Origin of the sequence: Streptomyces montanisoli (genome assembly GCF_017813245.1) — a bacterium.
Classification (GTDB): Bacteria; Actinomycetota; Actinomycetes; order Streptomycetales; family Streptomycetaceae; genus Streptomyces; species Streptomyces montanisoli.
The window spans coordinates 21,712-36,550 of the sequence record NZ_JAGIQL010000021.1 but is presented as its reverse complement, the minus strand read 5'-3'; the positions used below and the strand labels follow the sequence as shown (position 1 = coordinate 36,550).

Here is a 14,839-nt window from a genome sequence, read left to right as displayed (position 1 = left end):
TTTCAGGCCTGGTCGGCGGCGGTCTCCCGAGCCGCGAGGCTCACAGCGCCGGCCCCGTCGTCTGCCCCGGCCCCGGCCCCGTTCTCGCCGTGACGGTCCTTCGCGCGGCGCGGGAGCAGCAGCGGCGTGGCGAGGAGGATGACCCCGGCCGCCGCGATCGCGGTGCGGGCGCCGGCGACGGCGGCGAGCAGCCCCCACGCGGCGGTCAGGGCCGCGATGGCGGCGCTGCTGCTGACCGACCAGGCCGACAGCATGCGCGAGACCCGGCCCGGGTCGGTGTGGTCGAGCCGGTAGGTGGCCAGCACCGGGTTGAAGACGCCGCAGCAGGTCACCAGCCCGAGCTGGACGGCGATGACGAGCACCATCCCGGGGACGCCGGGCTGCACGAACGCGAGGCCCACCGGCCAGCACGCCCGCAGCGCGCCGCTGACGAGCAGCACCTCGCGCTGCCCGAACCGCGTCACGAGCCTGCTCGCGAGGCGCGAGCCGACGAGACCGCCGACGCAGGGGGCCGCGAACACGAGACCGTACTGCCACGGGGCGAACCCGAGGCGGCCGAGCAGCAGCACGGCGAGCAGCGGCTCCGAGGCCATGATCAGGCCGTTGACCACGATCGAGTTGAGGAACAGCGGGCGCAGCGTGCGGTGGGCGAGGATGTGGCGCCACCCTTCGAGCAGGTCACCCGCTCGCAGCCGTGCCGCACCGGCCCGCGCGGCGGGCGCAGGGAGCGGCTCGTGGCCGCCGATGGCGCGGATGCCCAGCGCCGACAGCAGGTAGCTGACCGCGTCGGCCAGCACCGTCGCCACCGGCCCGAAGAGCCCGATCGCGGCCCCGCCGAGCGGCGGGCCGACCACCGTCGCCGTCCAGGTCGTGGACTCGAAGCGGCCGTTCGCGACGAGCAGGTCGGCCGGCGGAACGAGCGATTTCAGATATGCGCCGCTCGCCGCCTTGAACGCGATGTTGGCCGCGGCGACGACGACGGAGACCAGGAGGAGCTGGACGAAGGTGAGCAGGCCGAGCGCGAACGCGGCCGGGACCGACGCCATCGCCGCGAAGCGGATCAGATCCGCCGCCACCATGACCGGCCGCTTGCGCCGGAACTCCACCCACGGGCCGAACGGCACCGCGACCACCGCGCCCACCGCACGGCCGGCGGCCGACAGCGCGGCCACCTCCGTCGGCCCCGAGTGCAGCACGAGGATCGCGATCAGCGGAAAGGCCCCGAACCCGAGCCCCGTCCCGTACGCGCTGACCGCGTAGGACGCCCACAACCACCCGAAGCGCCTGCCGAGCGCCCGCCTGCCCGCCATGTCCCGCCGCGCCGCCCCTCGCCGATCCGCACCGACCCCACCTGACCCCCGGCATCAAAGCGAGTGGAGGACGGCCGGGGCAAACAACCGGCTCGCCGGTACGCCACAACCTCACGTTGTGCACGTACCCTCGCCGGGTGGATCTCGACGCCGTGCGCACCTTCGTGGCCATCGCGGGCGCGGGGCGGTTCGGGGACGCGGCCGCGGAGCTGTCGATCACGCAGCAGGCCGTCTCCAAGCGCGTCGCCGCGATGGAGAAGGACCTCGGCGTGCGGCTGTTCACCCGCACCGCGCGGGGCGCCGAACTCACCGTCGACGGGCAGGCGCTGCTGCCGCACGCGCGCGACCTCCTGCGGGCCGAGGCGCGCGCCGTCGCCTCCGTACGCCCCGGCCGCCGCGCCCTGCGCGTCGACGTGATCGGGCGGCGGCTCGCCCCGGCCGGGCTGCTGCGCGACTTCCACCGCGCACACCCCGAGGTCGAGCTCGACGTCGTCACCCTCTTCGACGCCGGTGCGGCCTTCGACGCCATCAGGTCGGGCACGGTCGACGCGTCCATCCGGGCTGTGGGCGCGCCCGGCGGGCAGCTTCCCGACGACCTCGCCGCGGCCAGGGCCTACGACGAGCCGATCCAGCTCCTCGCCGGCCCGTACCACGCACTCGCCGACGCAGGCGCGGTCGCGCCCGCCGAGCTCGCGCGGCACCGGATCTGGATGCCCGGCATCGTGCCGGGAACCGAGTGGGCCGCGTACTACGACGCTCTCGCCGCCGCGTTCGGCCTCACGATCGAGGTCACCGGGTCCGACTTCGGCGCCGAGCCCCTGCTCGACACCCTCGCCGCGTCCCGGTCACTGGCCACCTTCGTCGGCGAGCGGACGATCCTCTCCTGGCCCGACGGCGGCGGCCTGCGGCGCATCGCCCTGCGGGATCCGGCGCCCGGCTACCCGCACTCGCTGGTGTGGCACCGCGACAACCCGCACCCGGCGCTCGCCGCGCTCCGCGACCACCTGTGCGCCGGACGGTACGGCCACTCAGGCCCCGGCGCCCCCGGTGCCTGGACTCCTGACTGGGCACGTCTTCAGGAGCCCGGCGTCAAAAGAAGGTGACGCGCGGGTGCGTGCCGCGCGACCATGGGGACCATGCCCGGGCCGCCCTATGTCATCCGAGGCTCGGTCTCCCTGCCCGAGGCCGAGCTCATGTGGCGTTTCTCCCGTTCCTCGGGCCCTGGCGGCCAGCACGTCAACACGACCGACTCGCAGGTCGAGCTGCGCTTCGACCTCGCGCGCACCAAGGCGCTGCCGCCGGTGTGGCAGGAGCGCGCGCTCGAACGCCTCGCGGGCCGGCTGGTCGACGGGGTCGTCGCCGTACGGGCCTCCGAGCACCGCTCGCAGTGGCGCAACCGGGAGACGGCCGCGGTCAGGCTGGCGTCGCTGCTGGCGGAGGCGACCGCGCCGCCGCCGAGGCCGCGCAGGGCGTCGAAGATCCCCCGGGGGATCAACGAGCGGCGCCTGCGGGAGAAGAAGCGGCGCGGCGAGACGAAGCGCGGCCGCTCCGGCCGCGACCGCGACTGGTGAAGCGCGGCCGCTCCGGCCGCGACCGCGACGGGCGACCGCGACGGATGAAGCGCGAAGGCTGAGCCGGGTGCGGCTCACTCCAGCCTGCGGTAGCGCCCCTTGAAGTACGCCAGCGGGCCGCCCTCCGCCGGCGGCAGTTCCACCGCGAGCACCCTGCCGATCACCAGCGTGTGGTCCCCGGCCGGCACCCGCTGCTCCGTCCTGCACTCCATCGTCGCGAGCGCGCCGCGCACCAGGGGCGCGTCCGTCAGCTCGCCCCTGCGGTAGGGCACGTCCTCGAACAGCAGCCGGTCGCTCAGCCGCCCCTTCATCGCGAACCGCCCGGCGATGTGGCGCTGGCTCTCGGTCAGCAGCGACGCCCCCCAGAGCGGCTGCTCGTCCAGCAGGTCGTCCATGCGGGAGCCGGTGCGCACGCTCACCAGCACCAGCGGCGGGTCGAGCGAGACCGAGAGGAAGGCCGTCGCCGTCATCCCCGCGTCCTCGCCCTGCGGCCCGTCCTCGGTGAGGGGTGCCTCGCGCGCCGTCACCAGCACCACGCCCGCGGCAAGCCGGGCCATGGCGCCGCGGAACTCGTCGTTGCTCACCCCCTCAGCATGGGGGACGTCGTCCCGGGAGCCGGGCAGGGGGGAGGCGGAGGCAGGTGTCGTCTGGTGCACGTCGGGGACGCTAACCGGAGCAGCGCGGTCACCGCATCGGGCCAGGGGACCAGCCGGGTCCTAGGACCCGGCGGGACGCACGGCCCGGTCCCGCCTCCGGTCCGGCACGAACCGGACAGTCCGCTGAACCGTGTTCAAAAACTGCATGGAGCGCTCTCCATAGCTCGTCCCGATCGTTCATCATTTGGTGTGACTTGACTCACAGAGCTCATTAATCGTTGACCCTGTGTACCGGCGGTACAGCTCGCTGTGATTCAGTGGCGGGAACAGCGCAACGCGAGAGCCGATCAGAAATCTGGAGTTGCTGTCGAGGTCTCAGGGAGAGCGAGCGATGGAGGCCGAGTCGGAGCCCTATGTCCGCCTTGCGACCATGCGGCACCTGCACCAGGTCGTCGCGGAGCTCAACACTGCCCGCAGCCTGGCGGACACCCTGCAGACCGTCGCCGACGGCGTGGTCACGGGACTCGGCTACGAGCTCGCCTGCGTCAACGTCGTCCAGGCCGACGGTGACCTCGTCGTCGCCGCGTTCGCGGGATCCGCGGCGGCCGAGGCGCTGATCGCGGGCCGCGTCGGCTCACGCTCCTCCTGGGAGCGTCGCATCAACATGGGCGAGCGCTGGGGCGATCTGCGCTTCATACCCCACACCGAGGGCTGGATACTCCTCGACGACGACGTACCCCAGTGGTACACCGAGGGCCCCGAGCCCCAGTTCGACGACGAGTGGCACCCGCAGGACCGCCTCTACGCGCCCATGTACGCGTCGACGGGGGGCGGCTGCAGCGAACTGCTCGGCGTCATCTCCGTCGACCGCCCGCGCGGCGGGCGCAAGCCGGGCACCTGGGGTCGTGAGGCCCTCCAGATGTACGCGTCGCAGGCGGCCTTCGCCATCAGCAACGCCCGGCTGCGCGCCAACATGCAGCGCGCCCTCGTACGCCTCGAACGGGAGCAGCAGGCCCTGCGCGCCAGCGAGGAGTCGTTCCGCCAGGCCTTCGAGTACGCGCCGAGCGGCATGGCCGTCGCCGAGATGGGCGGCGACCAGCGCGGCAGGCTGCTGCGCACGAACGACGCACTGTGCCGGCTGCTCGGCAGGCCCGCGTCCGCGATGCGCCGGTACTCGTTCGCCGACCTCGTGCACCCCGAGGACATCGGCACCCTGCTGCGCACCTCGGCGGAGGGCGGCCGCGCCGAGCTGCGGCTCACCCGCCGCGACGGCAGCTACGTCTGGGTGTCGCTGCGCAACTCCGTCGTCGCCGACACGGCCGACGGGCCGCGCTTCCTGCTCACACACGTCGAGGACATCGAGGAGCGCAAGAGCCGCGAGCTGCAGCTCGCGCACCGCGCCTCGCACGACTCGCTGACCGGCCTGCCCAACAGCGCCGAGCTGCGCGCCAGGCTCAGCGCGCGCCTGTGCGCGCGGCCCGGCGCCTCGCGTGCGGCGACGGCCGTCGAGCAGCTGGACGCGGCGTTCGGCGGCAGCCCGCACGGCGCGGCCCCGTACGACGTGACGGCATACGACTCGACCCCGTACGACGTGACCGCCTACGACGGGTATGACGGAAGCGACGGGTCCGGATCCGATGCGTACGGGTCCGACGGGTACGGGTCGGGCCAGGACGCCTACGAGGAGCGCACCGGCGAGCGCGGCGGCGGCTTCGGCGGCTTCACGCCCGGCGGCAGCGGCTACGACCACCACGTCCATGTGGCCGCCCCGGGCGAGGACGCGGAGGGCGCGAAGGGACTCGCCGTACTCTTCTGCGACCTGGACGGATTCAAGTCGATCAACGACAGGTTCGGCCACAACACCGGGGACGCCGTGCTGATCGAGGTCGCCAGGCGGCTGACCACCGGCGTGCGGGACGGCGACACGGTCGCGCGCCTCGGCGGGGACGAGTTCGTGGTGCTCGCCGACGGCCTCGGCCCCGGAGACGCCTCCGACCTCGCCACCCGGCTGCGGAACGCGATCCTCCCGCCGATCAGGGTGGACGGCCGCGCGGTGCGGGTCGGCGCCAGCTTCGGCATCAGCTGGGCGAGCTGCGGGATGTCGGTCGAGGACGTCCTGAAGTCGGCCGACCAGCGCATGTATGTCGAGAAGCGGTCAAGGAGCAGGGTGCACCGCAGGGCCGGCTGACCCGCGGCCCGAGGAAAGTCCTGGCGCTCAGCCTTACGAGGTAGGCTCGCCCGGTCGGCGACGCTGGCGAGATGGTAGAGGAGTGACCCAGGGATGACGGCCGGGAACGACGGCGCGAGCACGCCCGAGGACGACGACCCCTTCGGCTATCTGTACGCCGACGGGCAGCAGTCGGGCGGTGCCCAGCAGCGGCGGCAGGGCGGCTACGGCTACCCGGGCCCGACCGCGCAGCCCGGTGTGCCCAGAACGTCGTACAACCAGGTCAGGACCGTCGGCGAGCGCCAGTACGGGCAGCCGCAGCAGCAGGTCCCGCCGCAGGGCCAGTACGGCCAGCCCCCGCAGGGCGGCCAGTACGGGCAGCCCCAGCAGCCGTACGGGCAGCAGCAGGCCCCGTACGGGCAGCAGGGCGGCTACGGCTCGCCCAGCCCGCACTACGCGGCGCCCGAGACCCAGCCGGGCGGTCCGGTGCGCCAGGACCCGCCGTCCGGGCAGCAGCGCAGGGGCGGCCGCGGCCCGAACACGCGAGGACTGCTGATCGCGGCGGTCGCCGTGGTCGCCGCCGTCGTGATCGGCATCACCGTCGCGCTGTCGACCAGCGGCGACGGGGACGCCAAGAGCCAGGCCGGCGGCTCGGGCAGCTCGCCCAGCGCCGCCGGCTCCCAGCAGCCGTCCCCCTCGCCGTCGACGAGCGCGAGCGCCGACGCGCCCCCGCCGGAGCAGGACGCGTCGACGCTGCAGCTCGGAGCGCCGGCCGCCGCGTCGACGGACGTGCCGGGAGCGCAGGCCAAGGGCGGCGTCTACGTGTCGATGCCGAGCGTGGGGGCTTCCGCGACGTGGACGGTCAGCGTGCCGAAGAAGGGCGACTACACGCTCTTCGTGAACTACGGCGTGCCCGGCAAGGACGCGAAGATGTCGCTGTTCGTCAACGACCAGGACCGGCGCTCGATCAGCATGAAGAACTTCGCCAATGCCCCCGCGGGCGCGGCGGACAAGGGCTGGACGACCACGTACTCGTGGGTCAGCCTCGACAAGGGCTCCAACACGATCAAGATCTCCTGCGAGCAGGGCGACCAGTGCGGCGTCAACCTCGACCAGGTGAAGCTGAAGCCGGGCCACGTCACGAGCTGACCGCGGCGAGCGGTCGGGCGGCCGCCTCCACGCGGCGAGCGGTCAGGCGGCCGACTCGACGGTGACCCGCGGCAGCACTTCCTCGTACGCGGCCGCGTCGAACTCGCCGGCCGCGGGGGCCAGCACCGTCGCCATGGACAGCGCGACGGCGCGGCGCAGCCGGTCGGGCCAGGCCATGCCCTCCGCGAGGGCGGAGAGCAGCCCGGCGACGGCGGAGTCGCCCGCCCCCGTCGGGTTGCCGCGCGCGGCGGCAGGCGGACGGGCGCGCCAGGAGCCGTCGGGCGTGGTGGCGAGGATCCCGTCGGGCCCGAGGGAGGCGATGACGGAGCGCGCCCCGCGGCGGCGGGCGTCCCGGCCGGCACGCGCCGGTTCGCGCGAGCCGGTGAGCGCGGCGAGCTCGTCGGCGTTGGGCTTGACGATGTCGGGCCGCGCGGCGACGCCGCGGCGCAGCGGCTCGCCGCTGGTGTCGAGCAGGACGCTCACCCCGGCGGTGCGGGCGAGCCGCACCAGCTCGGCGTACGCGCCGACGTGCAGCCCCGGCGGCAGGCTGCCGCACAGCGCCACGGCCTGCGCGCCGTCGAGCAGCCGCTCGTACGTGGCGGTGAACGCCCCCCACTCGGCGGCCGACACGACGGGGCCGGGCTCGTTGAACTGCGTGGTGTCGCCGCTCTTCTCGTCGGCGACGGCGAGGGTGCGGCGCGTCGTGCCCTCGATCTCCACGAAGGCGTCGACGGTGCGCGGTGACAGGCGCGCGAGCAGCTGCCGCACGTCGTCGCCCGTCCTGCCGCCGAGGAACCCGGTGGCGACGGTCTCGTGGCCGAGGTCCGAGAGCACGCGCGCCACATTGACGCCCTTGCCGCCGGGCCGCTCCGAGACCTCGCTGACGCGGTGACTGGACCGCGGCACCAGCGAGGCGGTGCGGTAGGTGATGTCCAGGGCCGCGTTGAGGGTGACGGTGAGAATCACGCCGCCCCAACCCCCAATCCTCTTCGTCCGCCGGTTTCAGGCGCTGCCGATCGCCGTGTTCGATCATGCCAAACACGAGCGCTGAGGCCTAGAGGGGGCGTGGGGATCCGGTCGCGTGGGGATACGGTCGCGCGGCCCGGCGTCACAGCTCAGGCCGTGCGCGGGTCCACCACCCACGCGCCCTTGTGCAGCACACCCTTCAGGGTGAAGTCCGCGTCCAGGATCACCGCGTCGGCGTCCTTGCCAGGTTCGAGCGAGCCCACCCGGTCCGAGAGGCCCAGCAGGCGTGCGGGGTTGGCCGAAATCGCTCGGACGACGTCCTCGACGCCGAGCCCGTCGATCGTCGCGGCCCGCTTGAAGGCGGTGTCGAGCGTCAGCGTGGAACCGGCGATCGACCCGTTCTCGACGACGCGCGCGACGCCGTCCTTCACCTCGACCTCCAGCGGGCCGAGCGCGTACGTCCCGTCGCCGAAGCCGGCGGCGTCCATCGCGTCCGTGATGAACGCGACGCGCGACGCGCCCGCGCATCGCAGCGCCACGCCGAGCGCCGCCGGGTGCAGGTGGGTGCCGTCGTTGATCAGCTCGACGGTGACGCGCTCGTCCTCGAGCAGCGCGGCGATCGGCCCCGGCGCGCGGTGGCCGAGCGGCGGCATCGCGTTGAACAGGTGCGTCGCGACCGTCGCGCCCGCGTCGATCGCCTCGACGGTCTGCTCGTACGTCGCGTCCGTGTGGCCGAGCGCCGCGATCACGCCGTGGTCGGTGAGCAGCCGTACCGACTCGAGGCCGCCCGGCAGCTCCGCGGCGAGCGTCATCATCCGCGCGGTGCCGCGCGCGGCCTTCACCAGCGTCAGGACGTCCGCCGGGTCCGGGTGGCGCAGCAGCGCCTCGCTGTGCGCGCCCTTCCTGCACGGTGAGATGAACGGCCCCTCGAAGTGGATGCCCGCCAGGTCGCCCTGCTCGACCAGTTCGGACAGCACGCCCGCGCGACGGGCGAGGAAGTCGAGCTCGCCGGTCACCGTGGAGGCGACGACCGTCGTCGTGCCGTGCTCCCGGTGCGTGCGCACGCCCTTGAGTACGTCCTCGTGCGACCCGGACGTGAAGGACGCGCCGCCGCCGCCGTGGTTGTGCATGTCCACGAAGCCGGGCACGATCCAGTGCCCGCTCAGGTCGACGGTGGGGGCGCCCTCGGGGGCCGAGCCGACGATGCGGCCGCCCTGCACGATGACCCGGCCGCCGTCGACGGTGCCCGTGGGCAGGACGACGCGGCCCCCGGTCAGCACGGTGTACGTACCTGTGCCGGTCACTGTGCCGGTGTCGGCGGGCGCGGTCCTGGGCTCGGTGGCGAGCGCGGCCGCGGTGCCGGGACCGGTCGTGGGCGGGGAAACGGGCGACGTGGGTGCGGCGGCCATCAGGCTCTTACCTCCGTGGCGAGTAGGTCCCAGGCGAGCAGTCCGGCGCCGAGGCACCCCGCGGTGTCGCCGAGCGCGGCCGGAACGATGGTGGGCGTTTTCTGGAAGGTGACCTTGTCCGCGACGGCCGCGCGCAGCGGTCCGAACAGCGTGTCGCCCGCCTCGGCGAGGCCGCCTCCGACGATCAGCGTGCGCGGGTCGAGCAGCGTCAGGGCCGTGACGAGTCCGGCGGCGAGCGCGTCGACCGCGTCACGCCACACTTCGGACGCGGCGGGGTCGCCCGAGGCGACGGCCTTGGCGCAGTCCGCGGCGTCCGCGCGGGGATCGCCGCACGCCGCCGCCCAGGCGCGGGTCACCGCGCGGGCCGAGCCGAGCATCTCGAGGCAGCCGTACTGCCCGCAGCTGCACTGCGGCCCGTCCGGGCGCACGACGACGTGGCCGATCTCGCCGGCCACGCCGTGCGCGCCCTCCTCGATGACGCCGTTGATGCCGATGGCGCCCGCGATGCCCGTGCCGATGGGCATGAAGAGGAAGCGGTCGGAGCCGCGGCCCGCGCCGAGGCGGCCCTCGGCGAGGCCGCCGGTGCGCACGTCGTGTCCCAGGGCCACCGGGATGCCGCCGAGCCGCTCGCCGACGAGGGCGCGCAGCGGGACGTCCTGCCAGCCGAGGTTCGCCGCGTAGACCGCGATGCCGCGCCCGGTGTCGACGACGCCGGGGACCGCGACGCCCGCGGCGCGCGCCCCCTCGCCGAACCGCTCGGCGCCGTACGCGTACAGGTCGGCGGCGAAGCCGAGGATCGCCTCCACGACCGCGTCGGCCCCGCGCTCCCTGCCCGTCGGCCTGCGCGCCTCGTGCAGCAGCTCGCCGTCCGCCCCCACGAGGGCGGCCTTCATGCCGGTGCCGCCCACATCGAGGGCGATGACGTGTTTCACGGTGACAGTCTCGCGCGTACACCCTTGAGAGGTCTAGTCCACTCTGCGTGATCTTTCCCGCTCGTACAAGGGCAGCCCCTGCCTTTGACGTATTTTTCCACCCCACCGTCGGCGTTCCGGCATCGTCCGCGTACCGTCAAGTTTTCGTTTCTCGGTTCGATCGTCGGGCTTCCCGCCCCGCGGTGGGCGAAAGGTGGGAAGAGGAGCAGTGCGCCAACGCTGTCTTGGCATCGCCACGGCCCTGATCGTCACGAGCACCGCCATGGGCGCCGCGGGGTGCGGCGGCCCGGCGGGTTCGGGCGACGTCACGCTCAAGCTCGTGGCCGCGGACTACGGCAACAGCCCGAAGACGTCGTCCAGCGTCTACTGGAAGAAGCTGGCAGCCGAGTTCGGCAAGAGGCACCCGGACATCAAGGTGGACGTGGACGTCCGCTCCTGGAAGACCGTCGACGCGGACGTGGCGGCCATGGTCAAGCGCGGTGACGCGCCGGACATGGCGCAGGTCGGCTCGTTCGCCGACTACGCCGACAAGGGCGAGCTCTACAGCGCCGACCAGCTACTCAGTGTCCCGGTCCAGTCGAGCTTCGTCTCGCAGCTGGCCGAGGCCGGGAGGGTCGACCAGAAGCAGTACGGGCTGCCGTTCGTCGCCTCCACGCGCCTGCTGTTCTACAACCGCGACCTCTTCGACGCGGCCGGCATCAAGGCCCCGAAGAACTGGGCCGACATCGCGAGCGACGCGCGGGCGCTGAAGGACGACGGCGTCCCCGTGCCGTTCGCCCTTCCGCTCGGCAGCGAGGAGGCCCAGGCCGAGACCATGATGTGGATGCTCAGCGGTGGCGGCGGCTACACCGACACCACCGACGGCCCGTACACCATCGACTCCGACGAGAACGTCAGGACGTTCCGGTGGCTGAAGGACAACCTGGTCGGCAAGGGCCTCACAGGACCTGTCGCGCCGGGCAAGCTCGACCGCGCCGACGCCTTCAAGGAGTTCACCGAGGGCAAGGTCGGCATGCTCAACGGCCATCCGACGCTGATGAACGACGCGCGCAAGGCGGGCATCCACTTCGGCATGGTGCCGATGCCGGGCAAGGACGGCGCGGCCAAGTCGTCGATGGGCGTGGCCGACTGGATGATGGCGTTCAAGCAGAACAAGCACGCCAAGCAGATCGGCGAGTTCCTCGACTACGTGTACGACGACCAGAACGTGCTGGACTTCGCGACCCAGTACGACCTGCTGCCCGTCACCTACAGCGCCAACGACGAGATGTCGGTCGACGACAGCGAGAAGGACCTGCACCAGTTCCAGAAGACGCTCAGCACCTCCGAGCTGTACCCGTTCGGCAAGAGCTCGTGGTCGCAGGTGAGCGGGCTGATCAAGAAGGACATCGGGCAGGCGGTCGAGCCGGGGAACGACCCGCAGCAGGTCCTGTCGAAGATCGCCAAGCAGGCCGGGGCGGCGGACGCGGCCGCCCAGTAGCCTGGCTCACCATGCCGACCGACGCCCCCGAGCCCACCGGTGCCGACGACTCCGCCGCGCCCGGCGCCCCCGCCGACGACTCCGCCGCGGACGACTCCTCCGCCGGGGGCGGCCTGTCCGCGCGTGACGAGGCCGTGCTCGCCATGGAACGCCGCCCCTGGCCGGGCCCCGGCGCGAAGGAGCGCGCGATACGCGAGCAGCTCGCGCTGTCCCCGACGCGCTACTACCAGCTCCTGAGCGCACTGCTCGACGACCCCGCCGCCCTCGCCCACGACCCCGTCACCGTCAACCGGCTGCGGCGCGTGCGCCAGGCCCACCGGGACGCCCGCTGACACGCGGGCCGGTAGGGTCGGGTGCCATGGGCAGCAACCGCACCCCCTCCTTGCCACGGCCGACCACCGCAGCGGGGGCGGACGGCCTCGCCGCGCTCCTCGCCGCGCCGGGGAAGGCCGTCGTCGCGCTCGACTTCGACGGCACGCTCGCCGAGATCGTGCCCGACCCCGAGCAGGCGCGCGCCCACCCGGACGCCGTGCCCGCGCTCGCCGCGCTCGCCCCGCACCTCGCGTCCGTCGTGGTGATCACCGGGCGGCCCGCGGCGGTCGCCGTGGAGTACGGCGGCTTCGCCGGCGTGCCAGGACTCGACGGGCTCGTGGTCCTCGGCCACTACGGCGCCGAGCGCTGGGACGCGGACTCGGAGAGCGGCGCGCCGCGCACCCCGCCCCCGCACCCGGGCGTCGCCGCCGCGCGCGCCGAACTGCCGGACCTCCTCGGCCGTTTCGCCGCAGGGCAGGACGTGAGGGTCGAGGACAAGGGCCACGCGTTCGCCGTCCACACCCGCAGGGCCGCGGAACCCGTCGCGGCCTTCGACGCCCTGCGCCCGCCGCTGGAAGACCTCGCGGCCCGCCACGGGCTGCTCCTCGAACCCGGCCGCATGGTCCTCGAACTGCGGCCGCCCGGCATGGACAAGGGCGTCGCGCTCACCGCGTTCGCACGCGAGAAGGGCGCGGAGACCGTCGTCTACGCCGGCGACGACCTCGGCGACCTCGCCGCCTACGACGCGGTGGACGCCCTGCGCTCCGAGGGCCGCGGCGGCCTCCTCGTCTCCAGCGGCGCGGCCACCCCGGAGCTGACCGCGCGCGCCGACCTCGCCCTGGACGGCCCCGCCGACCTGGCCGCGTTCCTCGCCGGCCTCGCGGCCAGGCTCGGCGGGAACGGGCGCTGACGGCACGGGCTACCGCGACTTCCCCGAACGCGGTCGGCCGCGGGCCGCGCCGCCCGTCGCCCCCGTACCGGCGCGGTACCGCCCTCGGCACGCTTCCCGCGGCGCGGACCGCCCCGCCACGCGGTTCTGCGTCGGCTGCGGCCCAGTTCTGTGGCCCGTCGCCGAGCGGCCTGCTCGGGCAGGCGTCCGCACGGGGCCGCGCGACGGTCCGGCGGGGCGGACCCGCCGGACCGTGCGCTCAGGCGCGCAGCTCCGCGAGCTGGTCGAGGAACCACCGGCTCGGCGGGAGCGCCGTGGCCGCCGCCGCCAGCCGCTTCGTACGCTCGCCGCGCTCGCTGTCCGGCATGGTCAGCGCCTCGTGCAGCGCCTGTGCCGTCGCCGTGATGTCGTACGGATTGACCACCAGCGCGTCCTCGCCCAGCTCCTCGTACGCGCCCGCCTCCCGCGACAGCACCAGCGCGCAGCCGCCGTCGGAGACGACCGGCACCTCCTTCGCGACGAGGTTCATGCCGTCCCTGATCGGGTTGACCAGCGCGACGTCCGCGATGCGGTACGCCGCGAGCGAGCGCGCGAAGTCGTCCTCCAGGTGCAGCAGCACCGGCGTCCAGCCGTCCGTGCCGAACTCGGCGTTGATCTCGTCGGCGAGCTGCCGCACCCGCTCCATGTAGGAGCGGTACACCGCGAGGTCCTGCCGCGACGGGTACGCGAACGCCACGTGCACCACGCGCTCCCGCCAGTCGGGCCGCTCCGCGAGCAGGCCGCGGAACGCGAGCAGGCCGCGCACGATGTTCTTCGACAGCTCCGTGCGGTCCACCCGGACGATCGTGCGGCGCGGCGCCCCCGACGCGTCGGTGCCGATCTGCTCGCGCAGCATCCCGATCCGCTCGCCGACGTCCGCGCGGTGCGACCGCTCCCGCAGGAAGTCCGCGTCCGCGCCGAGCCCGTGCACCCCGGTGCGCGTCTCGCCCGTGCCGCCGAGCAGCTCGTCGCAGCACGCACGGAACGCGTCCGCCCAGCGCCTGGTCAGGAAGCACGCGCGGTCGGCGCCGAGCATGCCGCGCAGCAGCTGGCGCGCGATGTCGTCCGGCAGCAGTTTGAAGTAGTCCACGGGTGCCCACGGCGTGTGCGAGAAGTGCCCGATCCGCAGGTCGGGCCGCAGGGCGCGCAGCATGCCTGGCACGAGCGCGAGGTGGTAGTCCTGCACGAGCACGGCGGCGCCCTCGCCCGCGTCGTCGGCCAGCGCCTCGGCGAACGCACGGTTGTACGCCTCGTAGGACGCCCACTGAGCCCGGAACTCCGCGCCGAACGACGGCTCGACCGGCGTCTGGAACAGCATGTGGTGCACGAACCAGAGCACCGAGTTCGCGATGCCGTTGTACGCGTCGCCGTGCACTTCGGGCGGGATGCCCAGCATCCGCACGCGCTGCCCGCCCGTGTCGTCCGGGTCGAGCCGCCCGCCCGTGCGGCGCACCGCCTCGCGGTCGCCGTCGCCGAGGGCCGCGCACACCCACACCGCGTCCGTACCCGGTCCTATCGCGGACAGCCCGGACACCAGCCCGCCGCCACCGCGCCGCGCCGCCAGCGCGCCGTCGTCCCGCAGGGTGTACGAGACGGGCCCGCGGTTGGAAGCGACTAGGACGGAAGCGCCGTGTGCGTCGTGCTCGGAAGCCATATCGCGAACCTAGCCAGTCATGGAAACGCTCAAACGTACGGACGGGGCTGGTGGGGCAGCGGTGACGGCGCACATGACGGCGCATGACGGCACGTGTACGGCGCGCGCACGGTGACCTCGCGACGACCGCACGGCGGGCCCGCGTGGGGCCCGCGTGGGACCCACGTATGCCGGTGTGTGGCCTTGGACACGAGGGGCCGAACGGGAGCACGGATCACCGGCGGAACGGAAACACCTGGTCAGCGAGGGATTCATCGCTCCGGGCGCGGCCGGTTCGCGCTCGCGCGGCCACCGCGTGATCCATCTCGCGTGCCGGACGGCAACTTCCGCTGTCCGGCCCTTCGGCTACAGTCTTGAACAACGCG

At 73.8% G+C, this 14,839-nt stretch carries 13 protein-coding genes; 7 read left to right on the top strand and 6 right to left on the bottom strand.

Translation table 11 applies throughout. From position 1 onward, the window contains the following. Window positions 1-2: 2 nt before the first annotated feature. Complete coding sequence (locus JFN87_RS07910) at window positions 3-1,310, bottom strand: MFS transporter (protein WP_209339191.1); 1,308 nt, start codon at window positions 1,308-1,310, stop codon at window positions 3-5. A 137-nt stretch (window positions 1,311-1,447) separates the two neighbouring features. Here JFN87_RS07910 and JFN87_RS07905 point away from each other — a divergent pair, with 137 nt between their 5' ends. Both JFN87_RS07905 and arfB read left to right on the top strand, forming a co-directional pair. Next, window positions 1,448-2,413 carry a LysR family transcriptional regulator gene (locus tag JFN87_RS07905; protein ID WP_209339190.1) on the top strand — a complete coding sequence of 322 codons (966 nt, stop codon included), beginning with the start codon at window positions 1,448-1,450 and terminating at the stop codon, window positions 2,411-2,413. A 33-nt stretch (window positions 2,414-2,446) separates the two neighbouring features. Next, entirely contained in the window at window positions 2,447-2,881 is a 435-nt protein-coding gene (arfB, locus tag JFN87_RS07900; RefSeq protein ID WP_209339189.1) for an alternative ribosome rescue aminoacyl-tRNA hydrolase ArfB, read from the top strand. A gap of 74 nt (window positions 2,882-2,955) precedes the next feature. Here the strand turns inward: arfB and JFN87_RS07895 are convergent, their stop codons facing one another. Beyond that, the gene (locus JFN87_RS07895) at window positions 2,956-3,438 is read right to left on the bottom strand and encodes a flavin reductase family protein (RefSeq protein WP_209339220.1); all 483 of its coding nucleotides are present in this window, start codon (window positions 3,436-3,438) and stop codon (window positions 2,956-2,958) included. A 430-nt stretch (window positions 3,439-3,868) separates the two neighbouring features. On the opposite strand from JFN87_RS07895, the gene cdgB reads away from it, so the two are divergent. Then, window positions 3,869-5,665, top strand: coding sequence for a diguanylate cyclase CdgB (gene cdgB, locus JFN87_RS07890; RefSeq protein ID WP_209339188.1), 1,797 nt, complete (start codon window positions 3,869-3,871; stop codon window positions 5,663-5,665). A 93-nt stretch (window positions 5,666-5,758) separates the two neighbouring features. Next, a complete protein-coding gene (locus tag JFN87_RS07885) occupies window positions 5,759-6,793 on the top strand; it encodes a carbohydrate-binding protein (protein ID WP_209339187.1) in 1,035 nt (344 codons plus the stop codon). A gap of 42 nt (window positions 6,794-6,835) precedes the next feature. Here JFN87_RS07885 and JFN87_RS07880 read toward each other — a convergent pair whose 3' ends face one another. From JFN87_RS07880 to JFN87_RS07870, 3 genes are all read right to left on the bottom strand, one after another. Continuing rightward, on the bottom strand, window positions 6,836-7,759 hold the full coding sequence (locus JFN87_RS07880; RefSeq protein ID WP_209339186.1) for a 1-phosphofructokinase family hexose kinase: 924 nt from the start codon (window positions 7,757-7,759) through the stop codon (window positions 6,836-6,838). Between the two features lie 149 nt (window positions 7,760-7,908). Continuing rightward, entirely contained in the window at window positions 7,909-9,168 is a 1,260-nt protein-coding gene (gene nagA / locus JFN87_RS07875; protein ID WP_209339185.1) for an N-acetylglucosamine-6-phosphate deacetylase, read from the bottom strand. Then, a complete protein-coding gene (locus JFN87_RS07870) occupies window positions 9,168-10,100 on the bottom strand; it encodes an ROK family protein (protein WP_209339184.1) in 933 nt (310 codons plus the stop codon). Before JFN87_RS07870 ends, nagA begins: the two co-directional genes overlap by 1 nt. Before the next feature lie 208 nt (window positions 10,101-10,308). On the opposite strand from JFN87_RS07870, the gene JFN87_RS07865 reads away from it, so the two are divergent. The 3 genes from JFN87_RS07865 (at window position 10,309) to otsB (ending at window position 12,802) form a co-directional block, all read left to right on the top strand. Further along, window positions 10,309-11,580, top strand: coding sequence for an extracellular solute-binding protein (locus JFN87_RS07865; RefSeq protein ID WP_443732199.1), 1,272 nt, complete (start codon window positions 10,309-10,311; stop codon window positions 11,578-11,580). A gap of 143 nt (window positions 11,581-11,723) precedes the next feature. Continuing rightward, window positions 11,724-11,912 carry a DUF3263 domain-containing protein gene (locus tag JFN87_RS34505; RefSeq protein ID WP_372449200.1) on the top strand — a complete coding sequence of 63 codons (189 nt, stop codon included), beginning with the start codon at window positions 11,724-11,726 and terminating at the stop codon, window positions 11,910-11,912. A gap of 26 nt (window positions 11,913-11,938) precedes the next feature. Further along, window positions 11,939-12,802: a trehalose-phosphatase gene (gene otsB / locus JFN87_RS07855; RefSeq protein WP_209339183.1), complete on the top strand. Its 864-nt coding sequence runs from the start codon at window positions 11,939-11,941 to the stop codon at window positions 12,800-12,802. A gap of 238 nt (window positions 12,803-13,040) precedes the next feature. On the opposite strand, the gene JFN87_RS07850 is transcribed toward otsB, so the two are convergent. Continuing rightward, window positions 13,041-14,474 (bottom strand): alpha,alpha-trehalose-phosphate synthase (UDP-forming), encoded by a 1,434-nt coding sequence (locus JFN87_RS07850; RefSeq protein ID WP_209339182.1) that lies wholly within the window; start codon window positions 14,472-14,474, stop codon window positions 13,041-13,043. Between the last annotated feature and the right edge of the window lie 365 nt (window positions 14,475-14,839).